Here is a 22,786-nt window from a genome sequence, read left to right on the forward strand (position 1 = left end):
CACGAAAAAACCCCCGCCGGGAGGCAGGGGTTCTAACTCTCCGAAGGTGGCTTACAGCGTGATGCTGGGGGTCGCCGGAGCTTCGGCGGGTTCGCGCTCCTCGCTGCGGGGCACCGGGGCAGCAGCCACGGCAGCGGGGTTGTAACGCTCCAGGGTGCGGTCGTCGGCCACCTGGATGTCGCGCACCGCGTTCAGGCCGGTGCCGGCCGGAATCAGCTTGCCGAGGATCACGTTTTCCTTCAGGCCGATCAGGTCGTCCACCTGACCGCGCATGGAGGCCTCGGTGAGCACGTGCGTGGTGTGCTGGAAGCTGGCGGCCGACAGCCAGGACTTGGTGGTCAGGCTGGACTTGGTGATGCCCAGCAGTACGGGCTTCCAGCTGGCCGGGGTCTGGCCGGCTTCCAGGGCGTCGTTGGCGTCCTGCACGTCCCAGCGCTCCACCAGTTGGCCTTCGAGCAGGTCGGTGTCGCCGCCCGAGGTGATTTCCACGAAGCGCAGCATCTGCCGCACGATGATTTCGATGTGCTTGTCGTGCACCTTCACGCCCTGCGAGCGGTACACGCGCTGCACTTCTTCCACCAGGTAGCGCTGCACAGCGTCGATGCCCTTGTACTCCAGCAGGTCGTGCGGGTTCACGGCGCCGCGGGTGATCGGCTGGCCGGTTTCCACACGTTCACCGTCGCGCACAATCAGGCGCAGGGTCTTGGGCACCTTGACCGCCGTCTTGGAGGAGAACTCTTCGTCCTCCGCCTCGATGCGGATCAGGTAGCGCTCTTCTTCTTCCTCCACGCGCAGCACACCGTCACGGTCGGCAATCACCGCCGGGACTTTGGGCTTGCGGGCTTCGAACAGCTCAATCACGCGGGGCAGACCCATGGTGATGTCGCCGCCGCCACCGGCCACACCGCCGGTGTGGAAGGTCCGCATGGTGAGCTGGGTGCCGGGTTCACCGATGGACTCGGCGGCCACCACACCCACAGTTTCACCGAGGGACACGGGCGCGGCCTGCGACAGGTCGTAACCGTAGCACTTGCGGTCCACACCGTTGCGGATGGTGGAGTTGAAAGGTGTGAACACGTGCACTTCGCGCAGGGTCTCGGCTTCCTTGCCGATTTGCTGCACATCTTCCAGCGCCAGCATGCTGTCCGCAGGAATGGTGCGGTCACTCAGCTCGATGTCCACGGCCACAGTGCGGCCATAGATGCTGGTTTCCAGTTCGCTGCCCTTGCGGGTGCGCCACTCGCCGGTGCGGCTGTCCACTTCGCCCAGGGGGATGGTGGTGTAGTCGGTGGTGCCGCAGTCGAGGTCGCGCACCACGATTTCGTGGGCCACGTCCACCAGCTTGCGGGTCAGGTAGCCCGAGTCGGCGGTACGGAGGGCGGTATCGGCACCACCCTTACGGGCACCGTGGGTCGAGATGAAGTATTCCAGCACGGTCAGACCTTCGCGGAAAGACGCGCGGATGGGCACTTCGATGGTGCGGCCGTCGGGGCGGGCCATCAGGCCGCGCATACCGGCCAGCTGGGTAATCTGCTGGGCGTTACCACGGGCACCCGACTGGCTCATGATCCACAGCGGGTTGAAGGGGTAGTTGTCGGAGAAGTTCTGGAACATGGCGTTCTTCACTTCGTCCTTGGTGTCGTTCCACAGGTCCACGACCTGCTTGTAGCGTTCCTCTTCGGTCATGAAGCCGAACTCGTAGTTCTGCTCGATTTCGGCCACCTGAGCGTCGGCGTCGGCCAGAATGTCGGCCTTGCTCGGCGGAATCACGATGTCGTCAATCCCGATGGTGATGCCCGAGGTGGTAGACAGCTTGAAGCCGCTGTCCTTGAGGGCATCCAGCAGGTGAGCGGTCGCTTCGATGCCCAGTTCGCGGTAGCAGGCCATGACCATGTCCTTGAGGTAGTCCTTCTCGTAGGCCACGTCCAGGCGCACCAGCTGGTCCACCATGCCGGCGTTCTCGCCCAGGGCTTCTTGTACCAGGCGGCGGAACATCACGCGCCCCGCGCTGGTCGCATGCAGCTGGCCGTTCAGACGGATGGTCACGTGGTCCTGATAGTCAATCTCACCACGGTCCACCGCGTGGATGGCCTCGTCCGGGCTGGAGAACTGGTAGCGCAGCAGGCCGGGGCTGGTTTCCTTGCCCCTCACGGTCACCGGGCTGTTCAGCAGGAGTTCGCCCTTGTCGAAGGCGTCCAGCACATCCTTTTCAGACCCGAATTCACGTCCAGCGCCCAGGTTGTCGCGGCGCAGCTGGGTCAGGGTGAAGATCCCCAGAATGATGTCGCGGCTGGGTTTGACGTTCGGTTCGCCGTTGGCGGGCGACAGCAGGTTGTGGGCCGACAGCATCTGAATGCGGGCTTCGGCCTGCGCCTGAGCGCTCAGCGGCACGTGAATCGCCATCTGGTCACCGTCGAAGTCGGCGTTGAAGGCTTCACAGACCAGCGGGTGCAGCTGAATGGACTGACCTTCCACCAAGACAGGTTCAAAGGCCTGGATGCCCAGACGGTGCAGCGTGGGTGCGCGGTTAAGCAGCACCACTTTGTCCTCAATTACTTCTTCCAGCGAGTCCCAGACGCTGTCTTTGGTGTCGCGGTAGCGCTCCAGCATCTTGCGGGCCTGCTTGATGTTGGTGACTTCGCCTTTTTCTTCCAGCAGTTTGAAGAGGAAGGGCTTGAACAGCTCCAGGGCCATGCGCTTGGGCACACCGCACTGGTGCAGGCGGAGCTGCGGACCCACCACAATCACCGAGCGGCCCGAGTAGTCCACGCGCTTACCCAGCAGGTTCTGGCGGAACCGGCCCTGCTTGCCGCCGAGCAGGTCGGTCAGCGAGCGCAGGGAGCGGTCGGAGCCGGGGTTGGTCACGGGGCTGCCACGGCGGCCGTTGTCAATCAGGGCGTCCACGGCTTCTTGCAGCATCCGCTTTTCGTTGCGGATAATCATGTCAGGAGCGCCCTGGCTCATCAGCTTCTTGAGACGGTTGTTGCGGTTGATCAGGCGGCGGTACAGGTCGTTCAGGTCGGACGTCGCAAAGCGTCCGCCGTCCACCTGCACCATCGGGCGCAGGTCGGGCGGCATCACCGGCACGGTTTCCATGACCATCCAGCTGGGGCTGTTGCCCGAGCGCTTAAAGGCACGGACCACTTCCAGCCGCTTGCGGGCACGGGCACGCTTGTGGCGGCTGTTGTCGCTCATCATGCCGCTCAGCTCAGCTTCCAGGCTGTCCAGGTCCAGATCGTCCAGCATGTCCTTGATGGCTTCGGCGCCCATCTTGGCTTCGAAGTCGTACGACTCGATCACACGCACCTGCTTGCGGACCAGGTCAATCTCCACGCGGCCCGAAATCTCGGACTTCAGGTTGCCCGAGTCGGCCAGCTCGTCGCCCGGCTCCACGCGGTCGCCGTTCACCACCAGCGGCTCGTCCTGGTAGTCGTATACCTTGGCCTTGCTCACGATGATGGAAGCGGGGGCGTGAATGGTCAGCACACCGTCGGCCTCGGCAATGACTTCCTCGTCCTCGTCGATGGCGCCGACCACTTTCTGGCCCCGGCGCACTTCGCTGCCGTCGCCGACCAGCACGTGCATGGTGGGGTCAATCGGGTACTCGGCGCGGCGGTTCCAGTGCGCGGTCAGGCTGACGTTGCCCTTCTTGCTGAAGGTCACGCCTTCAAGGCGGCTGTCACGGCTCACGCGCAGCAGTGCACCTGCAGCGGCCTGGGCCAGCACGGCGCCCTCGTCCACGATTTCGCCGTGTACGACCTGCACGTCCATGCCGTGAGGAATGTACACGCTGGCCAGCACCTTGGCTTTGGGAGCTTTCTTGGCGGGGGCGGCGTCTTCGCCGTCTTCACCTTCGCCGGCGCTTTCAGGTTCGTCCACCTGTTCGCGCAGTTCCAGCATCACCGAGTCCTCGCCCATCTCCTTGAGGAACGCTACACCGGCCACCGGTGCCGCGATAGTCACGGCTTCTTCCAGTTCCGCCAGCACTTCGCCGGCACGGAAGGAATCCTGCTGCACCAGCGCGTCGGCGCTGATGGGCAGCGTAGCTTCCTGCTCCTCGCGGTAGGCGATTTCGGCGCGGCGGGGGAAGCGGTACTGGGCCAGGCCGTCCATTTTGGCCACAGCGTTGCCGCCCAGGGCCTGTCCACGGGTCACGTAGTCGCCGTCTTTGACTTCGGCCTCAGCGCCGCCCTGCAGGGCGTAGGTTTCCTGGCGGCCGAAGCGCAGCTCGCGGTACTCGTCGTCGCTCAGCAGCTCACCGCGCTTGATGGGGCGGCCTTCCTTCTGGGCGTTGCGGGGGTCGGTGACCAGGAAGGAGGAGAAGTACAGCACTTTTTCCAGCTGGCCGGCGGTCAGGTCCAGCAGGGTGCCGATTTTGGAGGGGCTGTCCTTGACATACCAGATGTGCGCGGCGGGGGTCGCCAGGTCAATGTGACCCATGCGGTAGCGGCGCACTTTGGAGCTGGTGACTTCCACGCCGCAGCGCTCGCACACTTTGCCCTCGTAGCGCTGGCGCTTGTAACGGCCGCAGGCGCACTCGTAGTCCTTGATGGGGCCGAAGATGCGCTCGTCAAACAGGCCCTCGCGCTCAGGCTTCAGGGTGCGGTAGTTGATGGTTTCAGGCTTTTCCACTTCGCCAAAGGACCATTCCCGAATCTTGTCCGGGCTGGCGATGGCGATGCGAACTTTGTTGAACTCTTTCATTGAAACTCCTTGGGAGTTGTCTAAAAGTCGGAGAGTCTAAGGGTCTAAGGGCGGGCTGTAGGGATTTTCTCTTCGCCCCTTCGGCCCTTAGACCGGCGCGCCCGCGCCTCAGCGCTTGGGCATCATCCCTTCGAAGATGTCCACGGCCTTGTCGGCACCGTCGAGCACTTCCACGTCCAGGCCCAGCGAGTGCAGCTCCTTGACCAGCACCTTGAAGCTCTCTCGGGGATGGTCGAGTCGGCCACCTGCTCGCCCTTGACGATGCTCTGGTAAGCGGCGTCGCGTCCGTCGATATCGTCGGACTTGATGGTGAGCATTTCCTTGAGGGTGTGCGCTGCGCCGTAAGCTTCCAGCGCCCACACTTCCATTTCCCCGAAGCGCTGACCACCGAACTGCGCCTTACCGCCCAGCGGCTGCTGGGTGATGAGCGAGTAGGGGCCGGTGGAGCGGGCGTGCAGCTTGTCTTCCACCATGTGGTACAGCTTCATCACGTACATGGTGCCCACCACCACGGGGCCGCTGATGGCTTCACCCGTGCGGCCGTCGAACAGCACGCTCTTGCCGGTGCGCGACAGCTGGCGCAGGGCGCCTTCATAGTCCTCGCCGGGCTCGCTGATCACGCCCAGCTTGGCAGCGCGGTCCAGTACTTCTTCCTCGCGCTTGTCGGTGTCGAAGCCGTCTTCCTTGCGCTGGCTCAGGCGCAGGTCGGCCTGCTCCTCCAGCATGTCCTTGATTTTGGCTTCGGTAACCGAGTCGAACACCGGAGTCACGAACTTCTTGCCGGTGAGGCGGGCCACTTCGCCCAGGTGGGTTTCCAGAATCTGACCCAGGTTCATGCGCGAAGGCACACCGAGGGGGTTGAACACCAGGTCCACGGGCGTACCGTCGGCCAGGTAGGGCATGTCCTCGGGGGGCAGAATCTTGGAGACCACGCCCTTGTTCCCGTGGCGGTTCGCCACCTTGTCGCCCACCTGCAGCTGACGCTTCTGCGCCACGTACACGCGCACCATTTCACGCACGCCGGGCTTGAGGTCCACGCCTTCGTCGCCGCGGCGGAAGCGCACGGTCTTCACCACGATGCCGCCCTGACCGGACTGCACGCGCAGCGAGGTGTCTTTCACCTCACGGGCCTTTTCACCGAAGATGGAGCGCAGCAGACGCTCTTCAGGGCTGGGCTCGCTTTCGCCCTTGAAGCTGGTCTTACCGACGAGGATGTCGCCAGGCTTGACTTCGGCACCCACACGCACGATGCCGTCTTCGTCGAGGTCGCGCAGGGCGGCTTCGCTCAGGCCGGGGATGTCGCGGGTGATTTTTTCCGGACCCAGTTTGGTGTCACGGGCTTCGATTTCATCTTTTTCGATGTGAATCGAGGTGTAGAAATCCTTCCGGACCAGGCCTTCGGAGATGCAGATGGCGTCTTCGAAGTTGAAGCCGTCGAACGGCATGATGGCGATGGTGATGTTCTGACCCAGCGCCAGGCGGCCGAACTGCGAGGCGGGGCCGTCGGCGATGACCTGACCCTTGGTGACCTGCTCGCCCACTTCCACGATGGGGTGCTGGTCGAGGTTGGTGCCCTGGTTGGAACGGGTGAAGCGCACCAGCTCGAACATCTGCACGTTGCCGGTCTTCATGCCCAGTTCGGGGGCGTCCTCGGTCAGCTTGATCTGGATGTTGCGGCTGTCGACGTAAATCACTTCGCCGGTCACGTCGGTCACCACCGAGGTGCCCGAGTCGGTCACCACACGCTCTTCCACACCGGTACCCACGCTGGGGCTTTCGGCACGGACCAACGGCACGGCCTGCGACTGCATGTTGGAACCCATCAGGGCGCGGTTGGCGTCGTCGTGTTCCAGGAACGGAATCAGGCTGGTGTTGATGGACACGATCTGCTTAGGCGACACGTCCATGTACTCCACGTCGGCAGGGTCGTATAGCAGCGGGTCACCCTGTTTGCGGGCCAGCACACGCTCCTCGGCGAAGGTGCCGTCGTCGTTCAGCGGGCTGTTGGCCTGGGCAATCACGAAGCGGTCTTCGATGTCGGCGGTCATGTACTCGACATGCTCGGACACCACGCCACCCTCAACGCGGCGGTACGGCGCCTCGATGAAGCCCAGCGGATTGACCTTGGAGTAGCTGGACAGCGAGGAAATCAGACCGATGTTCGCGCCTTCGGGCGTCTCGATGGGGCAGATGCGGCCGTAGTGCGTCCGGTGCACGTCGCGCACGTCGAAACCGGCACGCTCGCGGGTCAGACCGCCCGGGCCCAGGGCCGAGATACGGCGCTTGTGGCGCAGGTCGGACAGGGGATTGGTCTGGTCCTTGAACTGCGAGAGCTGGCTGCGGCCAAAGAACTCGCGCATGGCCGCCACGATGGGGCGGTTGTTGACCAGTTTGGTGGGGGTCGCGGCGTCGGGGTTGCCCAGCAGCATCCGCTCACGCACACCACGCGCCATGCGGCCCATGCCCACGCGCAGCTGGTCGGCCAGCAGTTCGCCCACGGTGCGCACGCGGCGGTTGCCCAGGTGGTCGATGTCGTCCTCGTACACGCGCACTTCCTGGGCCACACCGTCGGCGTCGGCGCCCAGGGTGACGGTCTCCACGCCGTTTTGCAGCGCCATCAGGTAGCGGATGGTATCCACCAGGCCCTCGTCGTAAAACTGGCCGTCGCGGAAGGACAGCAGCGTGGGTTCGCTGCGCTGCCAGGTGCCCAGCTTGGTGTTCATCTTGAAGCGGCCGGGTTCGCCCAGGTCATAGCGGCGGGGGTCGGCCAGCAGACCGTACAGGTACTGGGTGGCCTTATCGCGCTTGGGGGGATCGCCGGGACGCAGCACGGTAAACAGGCGCAGCAGCGCTTCGTCGGCGTTCATGCCGGCGGTCTTGTCTTCCAGCGCAATATCGGCGTCAAATTCGCTGAACAGTTCGCGAATCTGGGCGTCGTCCATGCCCAGCACGCGCAGCAGCAGCGAGACAGGGAACTTGCGCTTGTTGACCTTCATTTCCAGCATGTCGCCGGCCCACTCCAGCTCAATCCAGGGACCGCGCTTGGGCATGGGAATGATGGCGGCCGAGTACAGCTTCTTCAGGCCCTTGTAGGAGGAGGTGAAGTACACGCCGGGGGAGCGGTGAATCTGCGAAATGACCACACGGTCGGCGCCGTTGATGATAAAGGAGCCGTCCTCAGTCATCAGCGGCAGGTCGCCCAGGAACACCTGGTCTTCCTTGATCAGGCCGCTGTCTTTGTGAATCAGCTGCAGCTTGGCGTACATGGGAGCCTGGTAGGTCAGGTCCTTTTCGCGGCACTCCTCGGGCGAGTAGGGGGGATCGCCCAGGCGGTATTCCAAGTAGTCCAGAACCAGGCCGGTCGAGCGGCCTTTTTCAGTTTCGTCGATGGGAAAGACTTCGCGGAAAGCACTTTCCAGGCCGAAGTTGGTGCGCTCGCTGGGGGCCTTGCCTTCCTGCAAAAAAGCCTGGAAGGACTGCACCTGCACTTCGGTCAGGTCGGGCAAGGGGATGACTTCGGCAATTTCGCCAAAGCGCTGGATTTCTGGGCGTGACTGCATGTCCACCTCGTGGGATTGGGGGCGTAGGAATGATGGCGGAGAGAGAGGAGCAGGAACCGGGCCTTGTCAGCACACCCAACGCAGCAGAGGCCAACTCCCCTCAGGGGCGGTTGGCCGCAGAATTTCGTATCAGCCGCAGGCCGAGACGGAAAATGCCGCTTTGCTTCGGGTCGCTGCAAAGGCAGCGGGGCAAGGGCGGCAGCTTGGGAGGGTGGGCAAGGTCTGGTCCTTTTCTTCTGGTTCGTCGGGTCGAGAAAGAAGGCTCCATTCCAACCCATCATGGTTGGCTAAACTTGAGTATAGCTCCGCGGGAGGAACCATTGCAAGGCAGAGGGCGTGCGGGAACGCTGCTCCTGCATGCCCCCTCTGCCACTGCACTCACGTCAGCGAGCGGTGGTCCACCATGATGCAGCGGTCCTGCACCACATCGATGCCGACTTCGGTAAGCACAGCGGCCGTCTGAGGGTCGCGGATGCCCTGCTGCATCCACACCAGGCGCGGGCGTGGGCTCAGGCTGAGGATATCGTCCAGGTGTCCGTGCACCTTGTCGGAGCGGCGGAAAACCACCACGATATCTACCGGCACCGTTATGTCGGCCAGCTGCGCAGCGGCCGGACTGCCGAAGAATTCCTCCCCGCTGCCGGCCAGCGCCGGGTTGACCGGAATCACCCGGAAGCCGCGGCGGTGCAGGTACTCGGGAACGTAATGGGCCGCGCGGCTGGGATCGCGGTGAAAGCCGATGACGGCGACAGTGGCGCCTTCGGGCCGCAGATGCGCGGCCAGGTCCTGGGCAGAGCTGAGCAGGGTCATGGGAGCCTCCAGATGGGGGAAATATAGGCGTTCATTTGAGTTCAGCATAGGCGCGTCGGGCGGCGTCCAGCGTGAGATTCAGCTCGGCATCACCGTGGGCAGCGCTCACGAAGATGCTTTCGAACTGGCTGGGGGCCCAGTACACGCCCTGGCGCAGCATGGCGCGGAACCAGCCGGCAAAAGCGGCCGTGTCACTGCGGGCCGCCTGCTGGTAGGTCTGCACGCTCCCGTGAGGTGCTTCCTGGTGGAAGGCCGTGAGCATAGAACCGATGTGATTCACCGACAGCGGCACTCCCGCTTCCTGGGCGGCAGCTTTCAGGCCGTCGGCCAGAGCAGCGGTGTAGCGCTCCAGCTGCTCATACAGTTCCGGCTTGGCCTGCAGCTCGCCCAGGGTTGCCAGGCCAGCAGCCATCGCCAGCGGGTTGCCGCTGAGTGTGCCGGCTTGATAGACCGGGCCGCTGGGCGACACGTTTTCCATCACCTCGGCGCGGCCGCCGTAGGCACCGACCGGCAGACCCCCACCGATAATCTTGCCCCAGGTGATGAGGTCCGGCTGGATGCCCAGGCGGCCGCAGGCGCCCTGCAGCGAAAGGCGGAAGCCGGTCATGACCTCGTCGGCAATCAGCAGGGCGCCGTGGTCCCGCACCCGGTGCAGCGCGGCCAGGAATTCGGGGGTGGGAATCAGCACGCCCGAGTTGCCCACCACCGGCTCGAAGATGACGGCGGCAATGTCGTGACCGCGCTGCTGCATCAGCGTATCCAGGGCGGCAGGGTCGTTGTACTCGCTGACCAGCGTGAGGGCGGCGTATTCCTGCGGCACGCCCGCGCTGCTGGGCGCGGCCTCGCCCAGGCCACCCTCGGCGGTGGTCAGCAGGCCACTGCCCGCCTCGACCAACAGGCCGTCGGCGTGGCCGTGGTAGTTGCCCCGGAACTTGACGATGTGGCTGCGGCCGGTGACGCCGCGTGCCAGCCGCAGGGCGCTCATGGTGGCCTCGGTGCCGGAATTCACGAAGCGCACCCGCTCCACGCCCTGTTCGCGGGTCAGCTCCACCACTTTTTCGGCCAGCAGCACCTCGCGCTCGTTGGGCGCACCGAAGGAAGTGCCGCCCTGCAGGGCTTCAGCAACCGCTTCGCGCACGCCCGGGTGGTTGTGACCCAGAATCATCGGCCCCCAGGACCCGATGTAGTCCAGCAGGCGCTGGCCGTCGGCGTTGGTCAGGTAAGCTCCGTCCGCGCTGGCGATGAAATGCGGGTGGCCGCCCACGCTGCCAAAGGCCCGCACCGGGCTATTGACCCCGCCGGGCGTCACCTGCCGGGCGCGGGCGAAGAGGGCTTCGGAGATGGGCTGTGAGCTGGAAGTGGTCATGGCCGGCAGTCTAGAGCAGGTGCCCGGGCGGACGCCGTGCCGCAAGCCGGAGATGAACCGGAGAACGGCCAGAAAAAACCCCGCACATGGCGGGGTCTTGGGGTGGAGGTGAGGCGTGGAGACTTAGAACTTGCGTTCGTTGGTCTTGTCGGCGCCGCTCTTGTCGCTGGTGCCGGTGCTGCCCTGTTGGCCAGCCTTCTCCTGGCTGGCAGTGCTCTGTCCGGCACTGTTCTGGCTGGCGGCGGTGCCGGTGGTGTAGGGCCAAGCTGCGGACTGGGTGCCCTTGCCGTCGCGGCTGTCCTGGCCCTTCATATCCTGGGCTTTGTCCTGCACGCCCTGCTTAACGTCGGCGGCCTTGTGGTCGGCGGCGTCTTTGGCGTCCTGAGCCTTGTCCTTCAGCTCGGCGCCCGCCTGCTGGGCGTCCTGCTTGACCTCGGCGGCTTTTTGTCCGGCAGCGTCCTTGACGTCCTGAGCCTTATCCTTCAGCTCGGCGCCGGCCTGCTGAGCCGTGTCTTTGGCGTCCTTGGCTACGTCCTGAGCCTTGTCCTTGGCCTGGTCCACGGCGTCAGCCGCCTTGTCCTGCACCTTGGCGGCGGCGTCCTGGGCGTCGGCTTTCAGCTGCTGACCGGCACGCTGCACGTCGCCCTGGTTGGCGCGGGCAGTGTCGGCCACGTCCTTGGCAGCGTCGGCGGCGGTGTCCTTGACTTCCGACACCTGAGCCGCGATGGTGCTTCCTGCTTCCTGAGCGGCCTGCTTGGTCTGTTCCCAGCCCTTGGACACGCTGCTGCTCAGGTCTTCCACGGTGTCCTTGAGGCCCAGCTCGGACAGCTTGGCGTCGATGGCGCGGCGGTTCTGTTCACGGGTCAGCAGGTAGATGCCGGCGCCCAGCACCACGCCGAAGGCCAGCAAGCTGCCGAAAGAGGAGGAGTCGCGGTTACGGCGTTTGTCATATCGTCCCATGCCTCTAATCTAGGGCACCTGTCTCATGAGGACGTGAGTGTGAGATATGCACGGATTCAAGGTTGGCGGCCCGCCGTAAAGCTGATACAGGCCCGTCAGAGATGGTCGCTCAGCCGCAGCAGCTGCAGCAGTTCTGGAGCAAAAATCCATTCTTCGGGCTCGTCTCCCTCACCGCCGCGCACCTCCAGCAGCACGTACCCACGGTCGCGGTAAAAGGCCCTGATTTCCTGCCAGGCCTGCGTGTCGTCCCCGGCGCCTTCCAGCTCCAGGTCACTGTAGGTGTCCCACAGTTCGCCGTCCACCTCGGCGCTTTGCAGGGCCTCGGCATAGGCGCTCAGGGCGTAGGCGTCCATCGGCTCGGCTCCGCGTGGGCGTTCGGCGGCGCTCAGGGCGGCGGGGCCGCTGGGCAGCTCGCACAGCGAGTCCAGCCACGCCTGCCACTGGGCGGGGGTGAGGGTCAGGTGCAGGGGGTCGGTGCTGGGCGCAGTCATGGGCCGCAGCATAGCCTGCGGCACACGGACTGCGGCAGCTGTGCCTGGCAGCGGCCTGTGCTCCCTGCCCCTGCGCGGCTTACAGCTTTAGATGTGCTTGTCTTCTCAGGGCCTGCCGGTCCCCAGCCCCTAGACTGGGCACGATATGGCACGTAAGGCACCCCGTAAAGCACAAAGTATCAAGGACAGGTGCAGTCGGCGCAGCATGAGCAGGGCCGGCCGCAGCCTGATGATGCTGGGCCTCGGCGCCCTGCTGGGCTTGGCCCCTGTCACGTCCACGGCCCTCTTTACAGCTCAGGCGCAGTCGGGCGGCGGCTTCGGCGGCAGCAGCCGTGGCGGCGGCTCTTCGGGTGGCGGCTACAGTGGCGGTGGATATTCCGGTGGCGGCTACAGCGGCGGCGGGTATATGGGCGGCGGCTACAGCGGTGGCGGCGGCTTCTTTCCGGTGCCTATGGGCGGCCCGATTATCGTCGGCGGCGGAGGTGGTGGCGGCGGCATCCTGGGCCTGATGCTGTTCGGCGCAGTGATGGTCATGGTGATGGGTTCCATGCGCCGGGCCATGAGCGGGGGCGCCCGTGGGCTCGCCGGCGGCGGCATGGAGGACACCGGCGCCCGCGCCGTGCTGGTGCAGGTGGCCCTGACACACGGAGATGAGGTCAAAGCGGCCCTGCAGGAAGTGGCCCGCCACGGCGACCCCGACACCGATGAGGGCCTGGCCCGCATGATTCAGGAGGCGGCCGTGGTTCTGCTGCGCCAGCGTGCCCGCTGGACCTATGGCCGCGTCGAGGTGGCGGGCGGCGGACCTCAGCAGACTGAAGGCCAGGTGGGAGCCTGGGCCACGCAGGCCCGCGCCGCCTTTACGCGGCAGACCACCAGCCACTACCAGAACCGCGACGACAGCTCGGCCTACGAGCATGCCAGCGACTACCAGTACGAAAAAGAAGTGGGCGACCTTTATCTGGTGGTGACCATTGCGGTGGCGGCCCACGCTTTCCCGGCGCTCGGCCAAACGGAAATGCCCAGCGCCCGCGAAATAGAGACGGTACTGCAGGGCGTCAGTGGGGTGAGCGGGCGCAGCCTGATTCGCGGTGAAGTGGTCTGGAGCCCCGATGCCGAGGGCGAGTTCCTCAGCGAAGACGAGGCCATCATGAAATACGGCGAGCTGAGCAAGATTTGACGTGCCGGGCTGCCCGTCTGCTGGCGGCCTTCTGAGCAGCTGCAGTTCAGAGCGTCAGGGCCGGCTGGAGCGCCGCAGGCGCGGCCGGCTTCAGCCAGCGCTGCAGCAGGTAGGGGACCGCGGTGCCTGCGAACAGGACCAGGGCAGCGTAACGCAGTGCGGTCACCGCTGCCACGGCCTTCCAGCTGGCTGGCAGCAGCGCCGAAAGGGCCAGATACAGCCCCATTACCAGGGCCAGTCCCAGCAGGGCCACCAGGACACGTTCGTTCCAGCGGCGCGGCGGTGTGTAGCCCGGTTGCACGGCCCAGAACCCGGCCAGCATGCCCAGCCCGGCGGGAAGTTCGCGGGGGGTGCCGCCCGGAAGAAGGCAGCAGGCCAGCAGCAGCGCTGCCGGAAAGCCCCAGCGCCAGAGGTCCGCGGTGGGTAGGACGCAGCGCCGCGTTCCGGCCAATGCCGCACAGCCCAGGCCCAGGCCGCTGCCGACCAGGACGTCGGCAGGGAAATGAACGCCCAGGGCCAGCCGTGAGTAGGCGATAAGGCCTGCCAGCAGTGCCGCTATACCCCAGAACAGCGGATGGCGCAGCTGCGCCGCCATGCCCAGCCACAGGGTGGTGCCCAGCTGTGCGTGCCCACTGGGAAAGCTGGGGCCGCCGGCGGTGGCACGGGCGGCCTCGCTGACGGCCGTGGGGTGAGCGGCAAAGGGGCGGGGGACATCCAGGCCGTACTTCAGGGCTGAATTGACCAGATACGACAGGGCAAAGGCCACGCCCAGCTGCCGCGCCCGCTGTGGGCCAACCAGCCAAGTGTACAGGGCCAGCACGGCGATAAATACCTCGTCGCGGCCCAGATTGGTGATGGCCAGCCAAAGGTCGGGGGTCATGGTGGGCAGTCTAGAGCAGGACGAGAGATGGAATGATGCAGGGTGCTTGTTCCCGCATCTCAGCCGGAGAGGCGCGTCATGTGCCGCATTTTCCGTGCTTGCAGCGGGCCTGGGAGCGGTGGAGAGGCCTGATCCGGTTTGTCCCTGCTGGGCGCAAAGAGACTCACCTTTTCGTCCACTGCTCTTGCTCTCCCTGGAAAGCTGTTGGCTGGAAAGCTGCCGCTTGGGAAGCTGCCGGGGCCAGACCAGTGGCCGCTGCGCCTGCCCGCGGCACATCCGCGCTTCAGACCGGCAACCAGATGCGGACCTGTGTCCCCTCGCCAGGGCGGCTGTCCAGTTCGAGGCGTCCGCCGGCCAGCTGGGCGCGTTCGCGTAGGCCCAGCAGTCCCAGGTGGCCCTGGGCGGCGAGTGCACCGGCAGCGGCGGGGTCAAACCCTTTGCCGTCGTCGCTGACCGTGGTTTGCAGGCCGGCGGGGCCAAAAGTCACCCGCACGGCGGCCGAGCCTGCCCCGGCGTGCTTGTCCACGTTGGCCAGCGCTTCGCCTACCAGCCGGAACAGCGTGACCTCCTGGGCGGGGCTAAGGCGCACTTCCTCGCCGCTGACCTCCAGCCGGGTGGGCGTGCGGGCCTGTGAGCACAGCCACTCCAGCGCGGGCAGCAGGCCCAGGTCGTCCAGCACACTGGGGCGCAGGTGCCGGGCAAAGCGGCGCACCCCGGCGGTGATGCTGCTCAGTTCTTCCGCGAGGGCCAGGATGTCGGGGGCGGCCTGTGGGGCCTGCTTTTCCAGGCGCAGCAGCCGGCGGCGTGCCGCGACCAGCAGCTGGGCGGTTTCATCGTGCAGCTCGCGGGAAATACGGCGGCGCTCTTCTTCCTGCGCCTGGGTAAAGAGGGCCAGGAAGGTCCGCAGCTCGTCGCGGCGGGCGGAGGCGGCGGCCAGCTCCTGCCCGCGCTGCGAAATCTGCCCCAGCAGCCGGTAATGCTCGCTGAGGTCGCGGGCCATGACCAGAATGCCGCCCTGGCTGCCCGACAGCGGCCCCAGCTGCAGCTCCAGTCGCCGCCCGGCCAGCGTGGTTTCGGCGCGCAGTGGGGCTTGTCCGGGATGGAGGGCCTGAACCTGGCGCCACAGGGCCTGCCAGTGGTTCACGGCGGCCCAGTGGTCGTGCCTGCTGCCCTCGCTGGCCCGGCCGACCCAGTCGCTCAGGGCCGCGCCGGGGGGCAAGGCGGCGCCCGCATGCCCAGCCAGCAAGGTGCGGGCGGCGGGGTTGGCATACAGAATCTGTCCGCTGGGGTCGGTGGTCAGGATGGGGTCGTGGCTGCTTTCGGCCAGCTGCCGGTAGCCGGCTTCCGAACGGGCGAGCGCCGCCGCCAGCCGCTGCCGGCCCAGGCGGTCGGCCAGGTGGTCACACAGCCGCCGGGCCAGGCGCAAGGTGGCCTGCGGGGGCGGGTCCTGCCCGGGGTCGTCGGCGTACAGCCAGCCCAGCACCTCGTTCCCGAGCCGCAGCGGGGCCAGCAGGGCGCTGCCGGCCCCCGGCTGCACCCAGCGGCGCGGCAGCGGGCGGGGACCACGCCCCAGTTGCCCGGTCAGTTCCTCCAGGTCGGCGGGTGGGGCCAGCGGCAGCCCCAGGGCGGCGGCTCCCACCCCGTCTATCCACAGCATGCCGCGCCCAGCGTGCAGGGCAGGCAGTAGCGTGCCCAGCAGCCGTTCGAGGTCATGGCGGGTCAGGCCCGCGTCCAGCCGCTGCGAGATGTCCAGCAGGGTGGCAGCCTCACGCTCGCGCTCCTGGCCCTCGCCGTACAGCAGGGCATTTTCGATGGCCAGTGCGGCCTGCACGCTCAGCGCATCGGCCAGCTTCAGGTCGGTGCCGTCCAGCGGGAGCAGTGCATGGTAGTACAGCGTGAGCACTCCAAACGGCCCCCGCCGCGTGGTGAGCGGCAGGGCCAGCACGCCCCGGAACGGGTACTCACCGGCCGCCAGCAGGGCGCGCGTGTAGCGGCTGCCCCCGCCCAGGCCCGCAGCGGGAAAGTCGCGGCACTCGGCCCGCACGCCTGTGGCGAACACTTGCCCGCTCAGGCCGGTGCCGGGGCGGACCCGCACGCGCAGCACCCAGTCGCTGGGCAGGTTCAGCGCCGAGTGGATGCCCAGCGTGCGGCCACCCGGCTCGGGGGTGTACAGGGCTGCCGCGTCGGCTCCGAACAGTGCCGCCGTGCGCGAAAGCAGTTCGGCCAGAGTGTCGCTCAGGCGCAGGCTTCCAGCCAGGGCCAGGCCCAGTTCGCGCAGCACGCTTTCGCCCTGGCGCTGGCGGGTTTCGGCGGCGAAGCGCCGGGCACTGCCCAGGGCCAGCCCGGCCTGCTCGGCCAGTTCCAGCAGCAGCGCCTCGTCGCCGGGGGCCAGGGAGTCCCTGTCCGAGTCGGCGTACAGCAGCCCCAGCGGTTCGCCGCGTACCCGCAGCGGGGCCAATAGGGCGACCTGCGGATTCAGGTCGGCCAGGCCCCGGCCCAGCGGGGTATCGGCGTCCTGGGCGGCGTGATAGCGAATCACCTCGCCGCGCTCCATCAGCGCCGCGTAGCTGACTGGCCCCACACCAAGCTGGCGGGGGGCGGGAGCCCCTTCCCCGAAGCCGGTGCTCCAGATTTCCTGGAGCAGGCTGTAGCCGCGCTCACCGGGGGGGCCTTCCAGCAGTCCGGCAAAGGCCCGCCGGAACCCCAGCGCCTGCGCGGCCACCTCGGCCACCGAGGCCAGAATCTGTTCGTGGTCCAGGCTACCGTGGGTGCGCCGGACCAGGCGGTCTACCGCCGCAGCGGCCCGCCCCCGTCCGGCCTGGCGCTCACGCGATTGGGTGGCTTCCAGCGCCAGCCCCAGCGTGTGCGCCAGCGCCGGCCACTCCTGGGTCAGGCCGCTGCGGCCCGCCACCACCTCCAGCACCCCATAAGCGTAGGGTGCCAGTCCGAACGGCAGCGCGCACAGCAGGCCTTCCTCCTGGGGGCGGCTCAGGCCAGGCCGGACCAGTTCGCCGCCGGCCAGGGTCAGGCCGTGTCCGTTCTCGGCGCGGCGTTCCAGCCCGCCGCTTCCCTGAACCCAGACCGCTGCTCCGTGCGCCTCCGCCCACTGACAGGCCCATTCGGCCAGCGCAGCGGCAAAAGCGGCCACACTGGTCTGTTCCAGCAGCTGGGGCGGCAGGTCAGCCACCTACAGCTCCCGGGGGTCCACCCAACCCCGGCGGATGCCGGCCAGCACGGCTTCGGTGCGGCTGCCCACGTTCAGCTTGGAAAAGACGTTGCCCAGGTGGACCTGCACCGTGCGCGGCGAGATGCCCAGGGCGCGGGCGATTTCTTTGTTGCTGCCGCCGCGTGCCGCTGCTCGCAGCACTTCCAGCTCACGTGGGCTGAGGTCCTCGGTCAGGTCCATCTCGGCCGGGGCCTGGGCACTGAAGCGGGCCATCACCTTGCGGGCGATGCTGGGGTGCAGCACACTTTCGCCGGCCGCCACCGCCCGCACCGCCCGCAGCAGTTCGTCCTCGCTGGCTTCCTTGAGCAGGTAGCCTGCCGCGCCCGCTTCCAGCGCGGCGAACACGTAGGCGTCGTCGTCGTAGCTGCTCAGCACCAGCACCGAGACGCGGCCCTGCCCGGCCTTGATGCGGCGGGTGGCTTCCACGCCGGTCATATCGGGCATGGACATGTCCATCAGCACGATGTCGGGGCGCAGCTGCGCGGCCAGCGCCACCACCTCGGCGCCGCTGCTGGCCTCGCCCAGCACGCGCAGGTCCGCTTCCGCCTCCAGCAGCTCACGGGTGCCCTTGCGCACCACCGGATGGTCGTCGGCCAGCAGCAGGGTGATGGGGTCTTGCATGTCTTCCAGTGTAGGGCGCCTGCCGCGGCCATGCCCTGTGCAGGGGAAGCGCTCAGGACTTGAGCGCTGCGGCGGCGACCCGGCGCGGCGGCTGAGCGAACATGGCGTGCAGTTCGGGTGCTGTGAGCGGCGGCGCAAGTGCGAAGCCCTGCCCCAGCGAGCAGCCCATTTCGTAGACCACCTCCACGTGTTCCTGGGTTTCGAGGCCCTCGGCCGTCAGGTCCAGGCTGTAATGGTAGGCCAGGGCGCTGACCGCCTCGGTAATCAGGTGGCTGAACTCGTCGCCGCTGGGCAGATGCTCGGTCAGCGAGCGGTCCAGCTTGATGCCCGAAAGCTGCAGCGAGCGCAGCCGCGTCAGGTTGGCGTAGCCGGCCCCGAAGTCGTCGATACTCAGCGCGACACCCAGCTCGTCCAGCGCGGCCAGATTCTGTTCTACGCGCTCATCGGTGTACAGCTGCGCGGTTTCGGTCAGTTCTATTTCCAGCGCAGCGCTGCTCAGGCCGCTGCGCGCCAGGATGTCCCTGACCTGCGCGGCGAAATCGGCGCGTGTCAGCTGGTAGGCGCTCACATTCACGCTGACCCGCAGACCCGCCGGCCAGCGGCAGGCCTCGTGGCAGGCCTCTTCCAGCACCCACAGGCCCAGGCGCGGCATCTGACCAATCTGCTCAGCCACCGGCACGAATTCGGCTGGTGACAGCTGGCCCAGCTCGGCGTGGGTCCAGCGCAGCAGCGCCTCCGCTTTCACGATGCGCCCGGTGCGCAGGTCATAAATAGGCTGATACAGCAGATAAAAGCCGTCCTGCTGCGGCGCGTGGCCCTGACCGATGGCCTGCGCGATGTGCTGGAAGCGTTCGGTGGCCTGGTCCTGCTCGGGCTGATAGGGCTTGATTTGTCCCCGGCCCTCCCGCTTGACGGCGTACATGGCGCTGTCGGCGTGCCGCAGCAGTTCGTGGGCCGCCGCGCCGTCGTCCGGAAAGCAGCTGATCCCGATGCTGAGGCTGATGTTCAGGCCCAGCTCACGGTCGCTGCGTTCTGCGATGTCGTGCTGAAGCTGCCGGGCCAGCTCCGAGGCCTGCTCACCCCCAGCCTGCGGCAGCACCATCACGAACTCGTCGCCGCTCAGCCGAAAGGCCTGCGCTGGAGCCGCTGCGCTCAGGCTCTCCGAAACCAGTTGCAGCAGCCGGTCGCCCTGGTCGTGGCCCATGGTGTCGTTCACCACCTTGAACGAGTCCACGTCAATAAACAGCAGGGCGAAGGCCGGGCTGCTGGGGGCAGTCAGGCGCGCCAGCTCGTCTTCCAGACTGCGGCGGTTGGGCAGGCTGGTCAGCAGGTCGTGGTAGGCCATGCGCGACAGCACCTTGCGTTCGCCCTCGTGGAAGCGCAGCTGATGCATGCGCTCGGTGAAATACTGCATGCCCAGGTAAGCCAGCAGGGACGCAAGCAGCAGCTGGCTGAGGCTGGCTGTCATTTCGGGGGTCACACCCACGTGGTAGGACCAGTAGGCGCCGCCCAGCACGCTGGTCAGGGTCAGCAGGGTCACCACGGCGCCGGGCCACGTCGGCTTGGTGTAGCTGTTGGCACTGACCAGCAGGCTCCAGCCCAGCAGTGTAGGCAGCCAGATGAGGCTTTCGTTTATCTCGCGCAGCAGCACCTGGGGGTTGGTGTTGAGGGTCAGCAGCAAGACCAGTTTGGTCATGAGCCATACGACCGCGCCCAGCAGCAGCCAGGAGGTCAGCGGCACCAGTGTCACCTGGGCCCAGCGGCTGGTCAGCGTCAGCATCGCTGCCACCAATGCGGCTATCAGCACCCCGTACATGGGCAGGTCTACGGTTTGGTCCCACTGGTCGCCGGTAGACCAGATCAGGCTCAGTACAGACGCCAGCAGAACAATCATTGCCCCCTGTATTACCAGCTTCGACCAACCCCGCATCAGTTCAGGAGAGCCAGGCTCCGGCTCCACGCCCAGCGCTGGTGGCGTGGTGTCCGGCAACGTGGCGGAAGGGTCGGACTCGTACATTGGGGGTCACTTTAGGACCCGGACAATAACCCAACCCTCACAGCCAGGGCCTACGGAAACAAAAAAAACAGTTCCGTCTGTGTCAGAACTCCGCGTCTATCGCCAGGGCCGCTGGCAGCATGGCTGCGAACTCCGCGCCGGAGATTTCGTACACTCCCAGCCGGGCAATGTGGTCGTTTTGAATCTGGGCGTCCAGCACCGTGAAGCCCTGCGCGTGCAGGTGCTGGGCCAGCCGGACCAGGGCCACTTTGGAAGCGTCAGTGACGCGGTGGAACTTGCTTTCGGCAAAGAACACTCCGCCCAGGGCCAGGCCCATCACGCCGCCGGCCAGCTCGCCGCCTTGCCAGACCTCAAAGGAATGCGCCAGGCCCGCCGCGTGCAGGTGTTCGTACAGCTCGACCATCTCACCACTGATCCACTCGCCGTCTTCCCGTTCGGGGCTGCCCGGCAGCCGGCCCCGGCAGCCTTCAAGCACCTCGCGGTAGGCCGCGTTGCGCCTGACCTCGAAGTGGCCCAGCTTGCGCCGCAGCCGCCGGGACACGTGCAGGCCCGCGTCTTCGGTCAGCGGAACCAGGGCGCGGGTGTCCACCGTGAACCACTGAGGCCCGGCGTCCATATCCATCAGGAAGCCGCCCTGCGCGTAGCCGGCCGCCACCGCGGCCACCACGGGATCGGGGTGATTCAGAAACTGCAGTGCGGTAGGCATCCCGCTTACGCCCGGCGCGCCCGCGTGCGGATGGTCTGCTCGGAGTCCAGCATGCGCTTGAGGGCCACCTCGGAACGGGTCAGGCCTTCCAGCGCCGCCGGGGTGCGGCCGGCGCGCGGCTCGTAGTCGTCCAGCACCTTGCCCTCCAGGTAGCGGTCGAAGATGACCGGGCAGATGTAGTGGGCGCGGGTCACGGCCGGGGTGTTGCCGAGGTCCTCCGCTACCGTCTGCACGCACTCCACCAGCACCTTTTTGGCGCCGCGTTCGGTGTCCACGGTGCCGGACTCGGCCAGGAATTCGGCGGCCAGCAGCGTGCCGCCCCAGGTGCGGAAATCCTTGGCGGTAAAGGGGCCGATCTGTTCCCGCAGATAGGCGTTCAGCTCGGCGGCCTTGACCCGGCGGCGGGTGCCCTCTTCCACCGTCTGAAACAGGTGCGGCCCCGGCAGCTCCAGCAGCTTTTCGATGTTGGCGGCCAGGGTGCGGTCCACCAGCGCCTTGCTCTGCTGGATGCCGTGCTTTCCCCTGAAATTGAAAGTCACGGTGGTGCCCTCGACCGACACGTGCCGCTGGCGCAGCGTGCTGAGGCCGTAGGTCTTGTGGGCGCGGGCGTAGGTGTCGCTGCCCACCCGGAAGTGGGCCACATGCAGCAGCCGGGTCATCAGGGCCAGCACCTTGCGTGGGGGCAGCTCAGCGCGGCGCAGGTCGGCGGTGGTGAGTGCTCTCAGGTCGGCCAGGGTGCCGGCAAAGCGCGAGAGCCGCCGCCACTTTTTCAGCGCCCGGCCCTGCACGAAGTCCGCGTGATAGCGGTACTGCAGCCGCCCCGCCGTGTCGCGCCCAAACGCCTGCAACTCGGTGTCGGCGTCGGGCGAGACATACACGTCCTTGTAGCCGGGCGGCACCGCCAGCGCGGCGATGCGCTCCAGGCCCGCCCTGTCGGTGTAGCGCTTGCCGTCTGGATAGAAATACTTGAACTTGCCGGCCTCCTGGCCTTCGCGGCGCAGGTACTCGTCTTGCAGGGCTTCGGTGCGGCTGGGCATAGGCCTCTAAGCTAAACAAAACCCCCCGCCGCTGCGAGAGCCGGGGTCTTGAGCTGGGGTTGGGAGAAGTGGGCGCGCCGGGTGGGCGGCCCTACGCTCAGGGCAGCTGCTGCCCCACCCAGCGTGCCGGGTCCACCGCCTCGCCGCGCAGGCGCAGTTCCAGGTGCAGGTGCGGGCCGGTGGAGTAGCCGGTGGAGCCGACCTCGCCGATTTTCTGGCCCCGGTCCACGCTCTGGCCGGGTTTCACGTCAATCTTGGAGAGGTGAAAATACATGCTGAGCAGCCCCGCGCCGTGGTCGATGACCACCAGACCGCCGCGCACCGGGTAGTTGCCGGCCAGCACCACCCGGCCCAGGTTCACGGCCTGCACGCGGGTGCCTTTGGGAGCCGAGTAGTCCATGCCGTAGTGGTAGTTGATCTTGGCGCCGGCCCGCTCGCGCCGGGGCTGCCCGAAGCCGGACGAGCGCCGCCCGCTGGCGATGGCGTTGGCGAATGGCTCGGTCCACATGGGTGCGCCGCGCAGCTCGTAGGCTTTTTCGACGGCGGCCGTCTCCTCGGCGCGGCGCGGGTCTTGTAGCACAGCCGCGATGCTGGCGGGCATGTTCAGGTTCTGCACCGGCTGGCCCAGCGGCCCTACCGGGAACTGCCCGGCCGCGCTCTGGCCGTCCAGCTCCAGTTCGTAGCGGACCGGCGCACTTTGTCCCAGCACCACCCGGCCCAGCACGGCCCACTGCCCGCCAAGCTGCACCGGGCTGAGCCACTCGTTCGGGCGGCGCACGTCTTCATTCAGCTCCGAGGGAAAGCGCACCCGCACGCGGCCTGCCTGCTCGCCACTCAGCCGCAGCACAAAGGGGTCGCCCTCCTTCACGCGGGCCGGAGCCTGCACGCTGACGCCGGGCAGGCTGGCGGCGACAGTTGGCACAGCGGGGGCCAGCGCGGCAGCTCCGCCGGGCAGCTGCAGCACTTGACCCACTTCCAGCGCGGCGCTGCTCAGGCCATTGGCGGACTGGAGGGCCTGCACGGTGGTGCCGCTCCTCTGGGCAATACCCCACAGCGTGTCGCCAGGCTGCACGGTGTAGCTGGCGGCCAGGGCAGGGGAGAACAGCAGCAGGACGGTCAGGGCGGCGGCTTGTTTCATGCCGGCCAGTGTAGCGGGCGGGGATGAAGGCGGGCTGACCGGGCCAGGGAGGGGAGAGGCCAGAACAAGGGCCAAAGCAGAGGTTGCACGAAG

13 protein-coding genes and 1 pseudogene are annotated in these 22,786 nt (G+C 67.0%); 1 reads left to right on the top strand and 13 read right to left on the bottom strand.

What is annotated here, in order from left to right:
- Positions 1 to 51 precede the first annotated feature (51 nt).
- The 6 genes and pseudogenes from rpoC to DEIPR_RS04080 form a co-directional block, all read right to left on the bottom strand.
- Positions 52 to 4,704, bottom strand: coding sequence for a DNA-directed RNA polymerase subunit beta' (gene rpoC, locus DEIPR_RS04055; RefSeq protein WP_013614556.1), 4,653 nt, complete (start codon positions 4,702 to 4,704; stop codon positions 52 to 54).
- 108 nt (positions 4,705 to 4,812) lie between these two features.
- A pseudogene (rpoB, locus tag DEIPR_RS04060) lies at positions 4,813 to 8,264 on the bottom strand (DNA-directed RNA polymerase subunit beta).
- 378 nt (positions 8,265 to 8,642) lie between these two features.
- Complete coding sequence (locus DEIPR_RS04065; protein ID WP_013614558.1) at positions 8,643 to 9,074, bottom strand: CoA-binding protein; 432 nt, start codon at positions 9,072 to 9,074, stop codon at positions 8,643 to 8,645.
- A 31-nt stretch (positions 9,075 to 9,105) separates the two neighbouring features.
- Positions 9,106 to 10,440 carry a glutamate-1-semialdehyde 2,1-aminomutase gene (hemL, locus tag DEIPR_RS04070; RefSeq protein ID WP_013614559.1) on the bottom strand — a complete coding sequence of 445 codons (1,335 nt, stop codon included), beginning with the start codon at positions 10,438 to 10,440 and terminating at the stop codon, positions 9,106 to 9,108.
- Between the two features lie 123 nt (positions 10,441 to 10,563).
- The gene (locus DEIPR_RS04075; RefSeq protein ID WP_013614560.1) at positions 10,564 to 11,400 is read right to left on the bottom strand and encodes a hypothetical protein; all 837 of its coding nucleotides are present in this window, start codon (positions 11,398 to 11,400) and stop codon (positions 10,564 to 10,566) included.
- A gap of 95 nt (positions 11,401 to 11,495) precedes the next feature.
- Positions 11,496 to 11,891, bottom strand: coding sequence for a hypothetical protein (locus tag DEIPR_RS04080; RefSeq protein WP_041221938.1), 396 nt, complete (start codon positions 11,889 to 11,891; stop codon positions 11,496 to 11,498).
- A gap of 205 nt (positions 11,892 to 12,096) precedes the next feature.
- On the opposite strand from DEIPR_RS04080, the gene DEIPR_RS04085 reads away from it, so the two are divergent.
- Complete coding sequence (locus DEIPR_RS04085; protein ID WP_013614562.1) at positions 12,097 to 13,068, top strand: DUF1517 domain-containing protein; 972 nt, start codon at positions 12,097 to 12,099, stop codon at positions 13,066 to 13,068.
- Positions 13,069 to 13,114: 46 nt separating this feature from the next.
- Here the strand turns inward: DEIPR_RS04085 and DEIPR_RS04090 are convergent, their stop codons facing one another.
- The 7 genes from DEIPR_RS04090 to DEIPR_RS04120 all read right to left on the bottom strand — a co-directional run bounded on the left by DEIPR_RS04090 (position 13,115) and on the right by DEIPR_RS04120 (position 22,693).
- Positions 13,115 to 13,948, bottom strand: a complete 834-nt coding sequence (locus DEIPR_RS04090; RefSeq protein WP_013614563.1) for a phosphatase PAP2 family protein — start codon at positions 13,946 to 13,948, stop codon at positions 13,115 to 13,117.
- A 283-nt stretch (positions 13,949 to 14,231) separates the two neighbouring features.
- A complete protein-coding gene (locus DEIPR_RS04095; protein ID WP_013614564.1) occupies positions 14,232 to 17,135 on the bottom strand; it encodes a GAF domain-containing protein in 2,904 nt (967 codons plus the stop codon).
- A complete protein-coding gene (locus DEIPR_RS04100) occupies positions 17,136 to 17,795 on the bottom strand; it encodes a response regulator (RefSeq protein ID WP_013614565.1) in 660 nt (219 codons plus the stop codon). It lies immediately after the preceding gene.
- 52 nt (positions 17,796 to 17,847) lie between these two features.
- Entirely contained in the window at positions 17,848 to 19,812 is a 1,965-nt protein-coding gene (locus DEIPR_RS04105) for a putative bifunctional diguanylate cyclase/phosphodiesterase (protein WP_013614566.1), read from the bottom strand.
- A gap of 82 nt (positions 19,813 to 19,894) precedes the next feature.
- Positions 19,895 to 20,518 carry a leucyl/phenylalanyl-tRNA--protein transferase gene (gene aat, locus DEIPR_RS04110; RefSeq protein WP_013614567.1) on the bottom strand — a complete coding sequence of 208 codons (624 nt, stop codon included), beginning with the start codon at positions 20,516 to 20,518 and terminating at the stop codon, positions 19,895 to 19,897.
- A 5-nt stretch (positions 20,519 to 20,523) separates the two neighbouring features.
- Positions 20,524 to 21,555, bottom strand: a complete 1,032-nt coding sequence (locus DEIPR_RS04115) for a DNA topoisomerase IB (RefSeq protein WP_013614568.1) — start codon at positions 21,553 to 21,555, stop codon at positions 20,524 to 20,526.
- A 97-nt stretch (positions 21,556 to 21,652) separates the two neighbouring features.
- Positions 21,653 to 22,693: a LysM peptidoglycan-binding domain-containing M23 family metallopeptidase gene (locus DEIPR_RS04120; protein ID WP_013614569.1), complete on the bottom strand. Its 1,041-nt coding sequence runs from the start codon at positions 22,691 to 22,693 to the stop codon at positions 21,653 to 21,655.
- Positions 22,694 to 22,786: the final 93 nt, after the last annotated feature.

This window comes from Deinococcus proteolyticus MRP (assembly GCF_000190555.1).
Taxonomy (GTDB): domain Bacteria; phylum Deinococcota; class Deinococci; order Deinococcales; family Deinococcaceae; genus Deinococcus; species Deinococcus proteolyticus.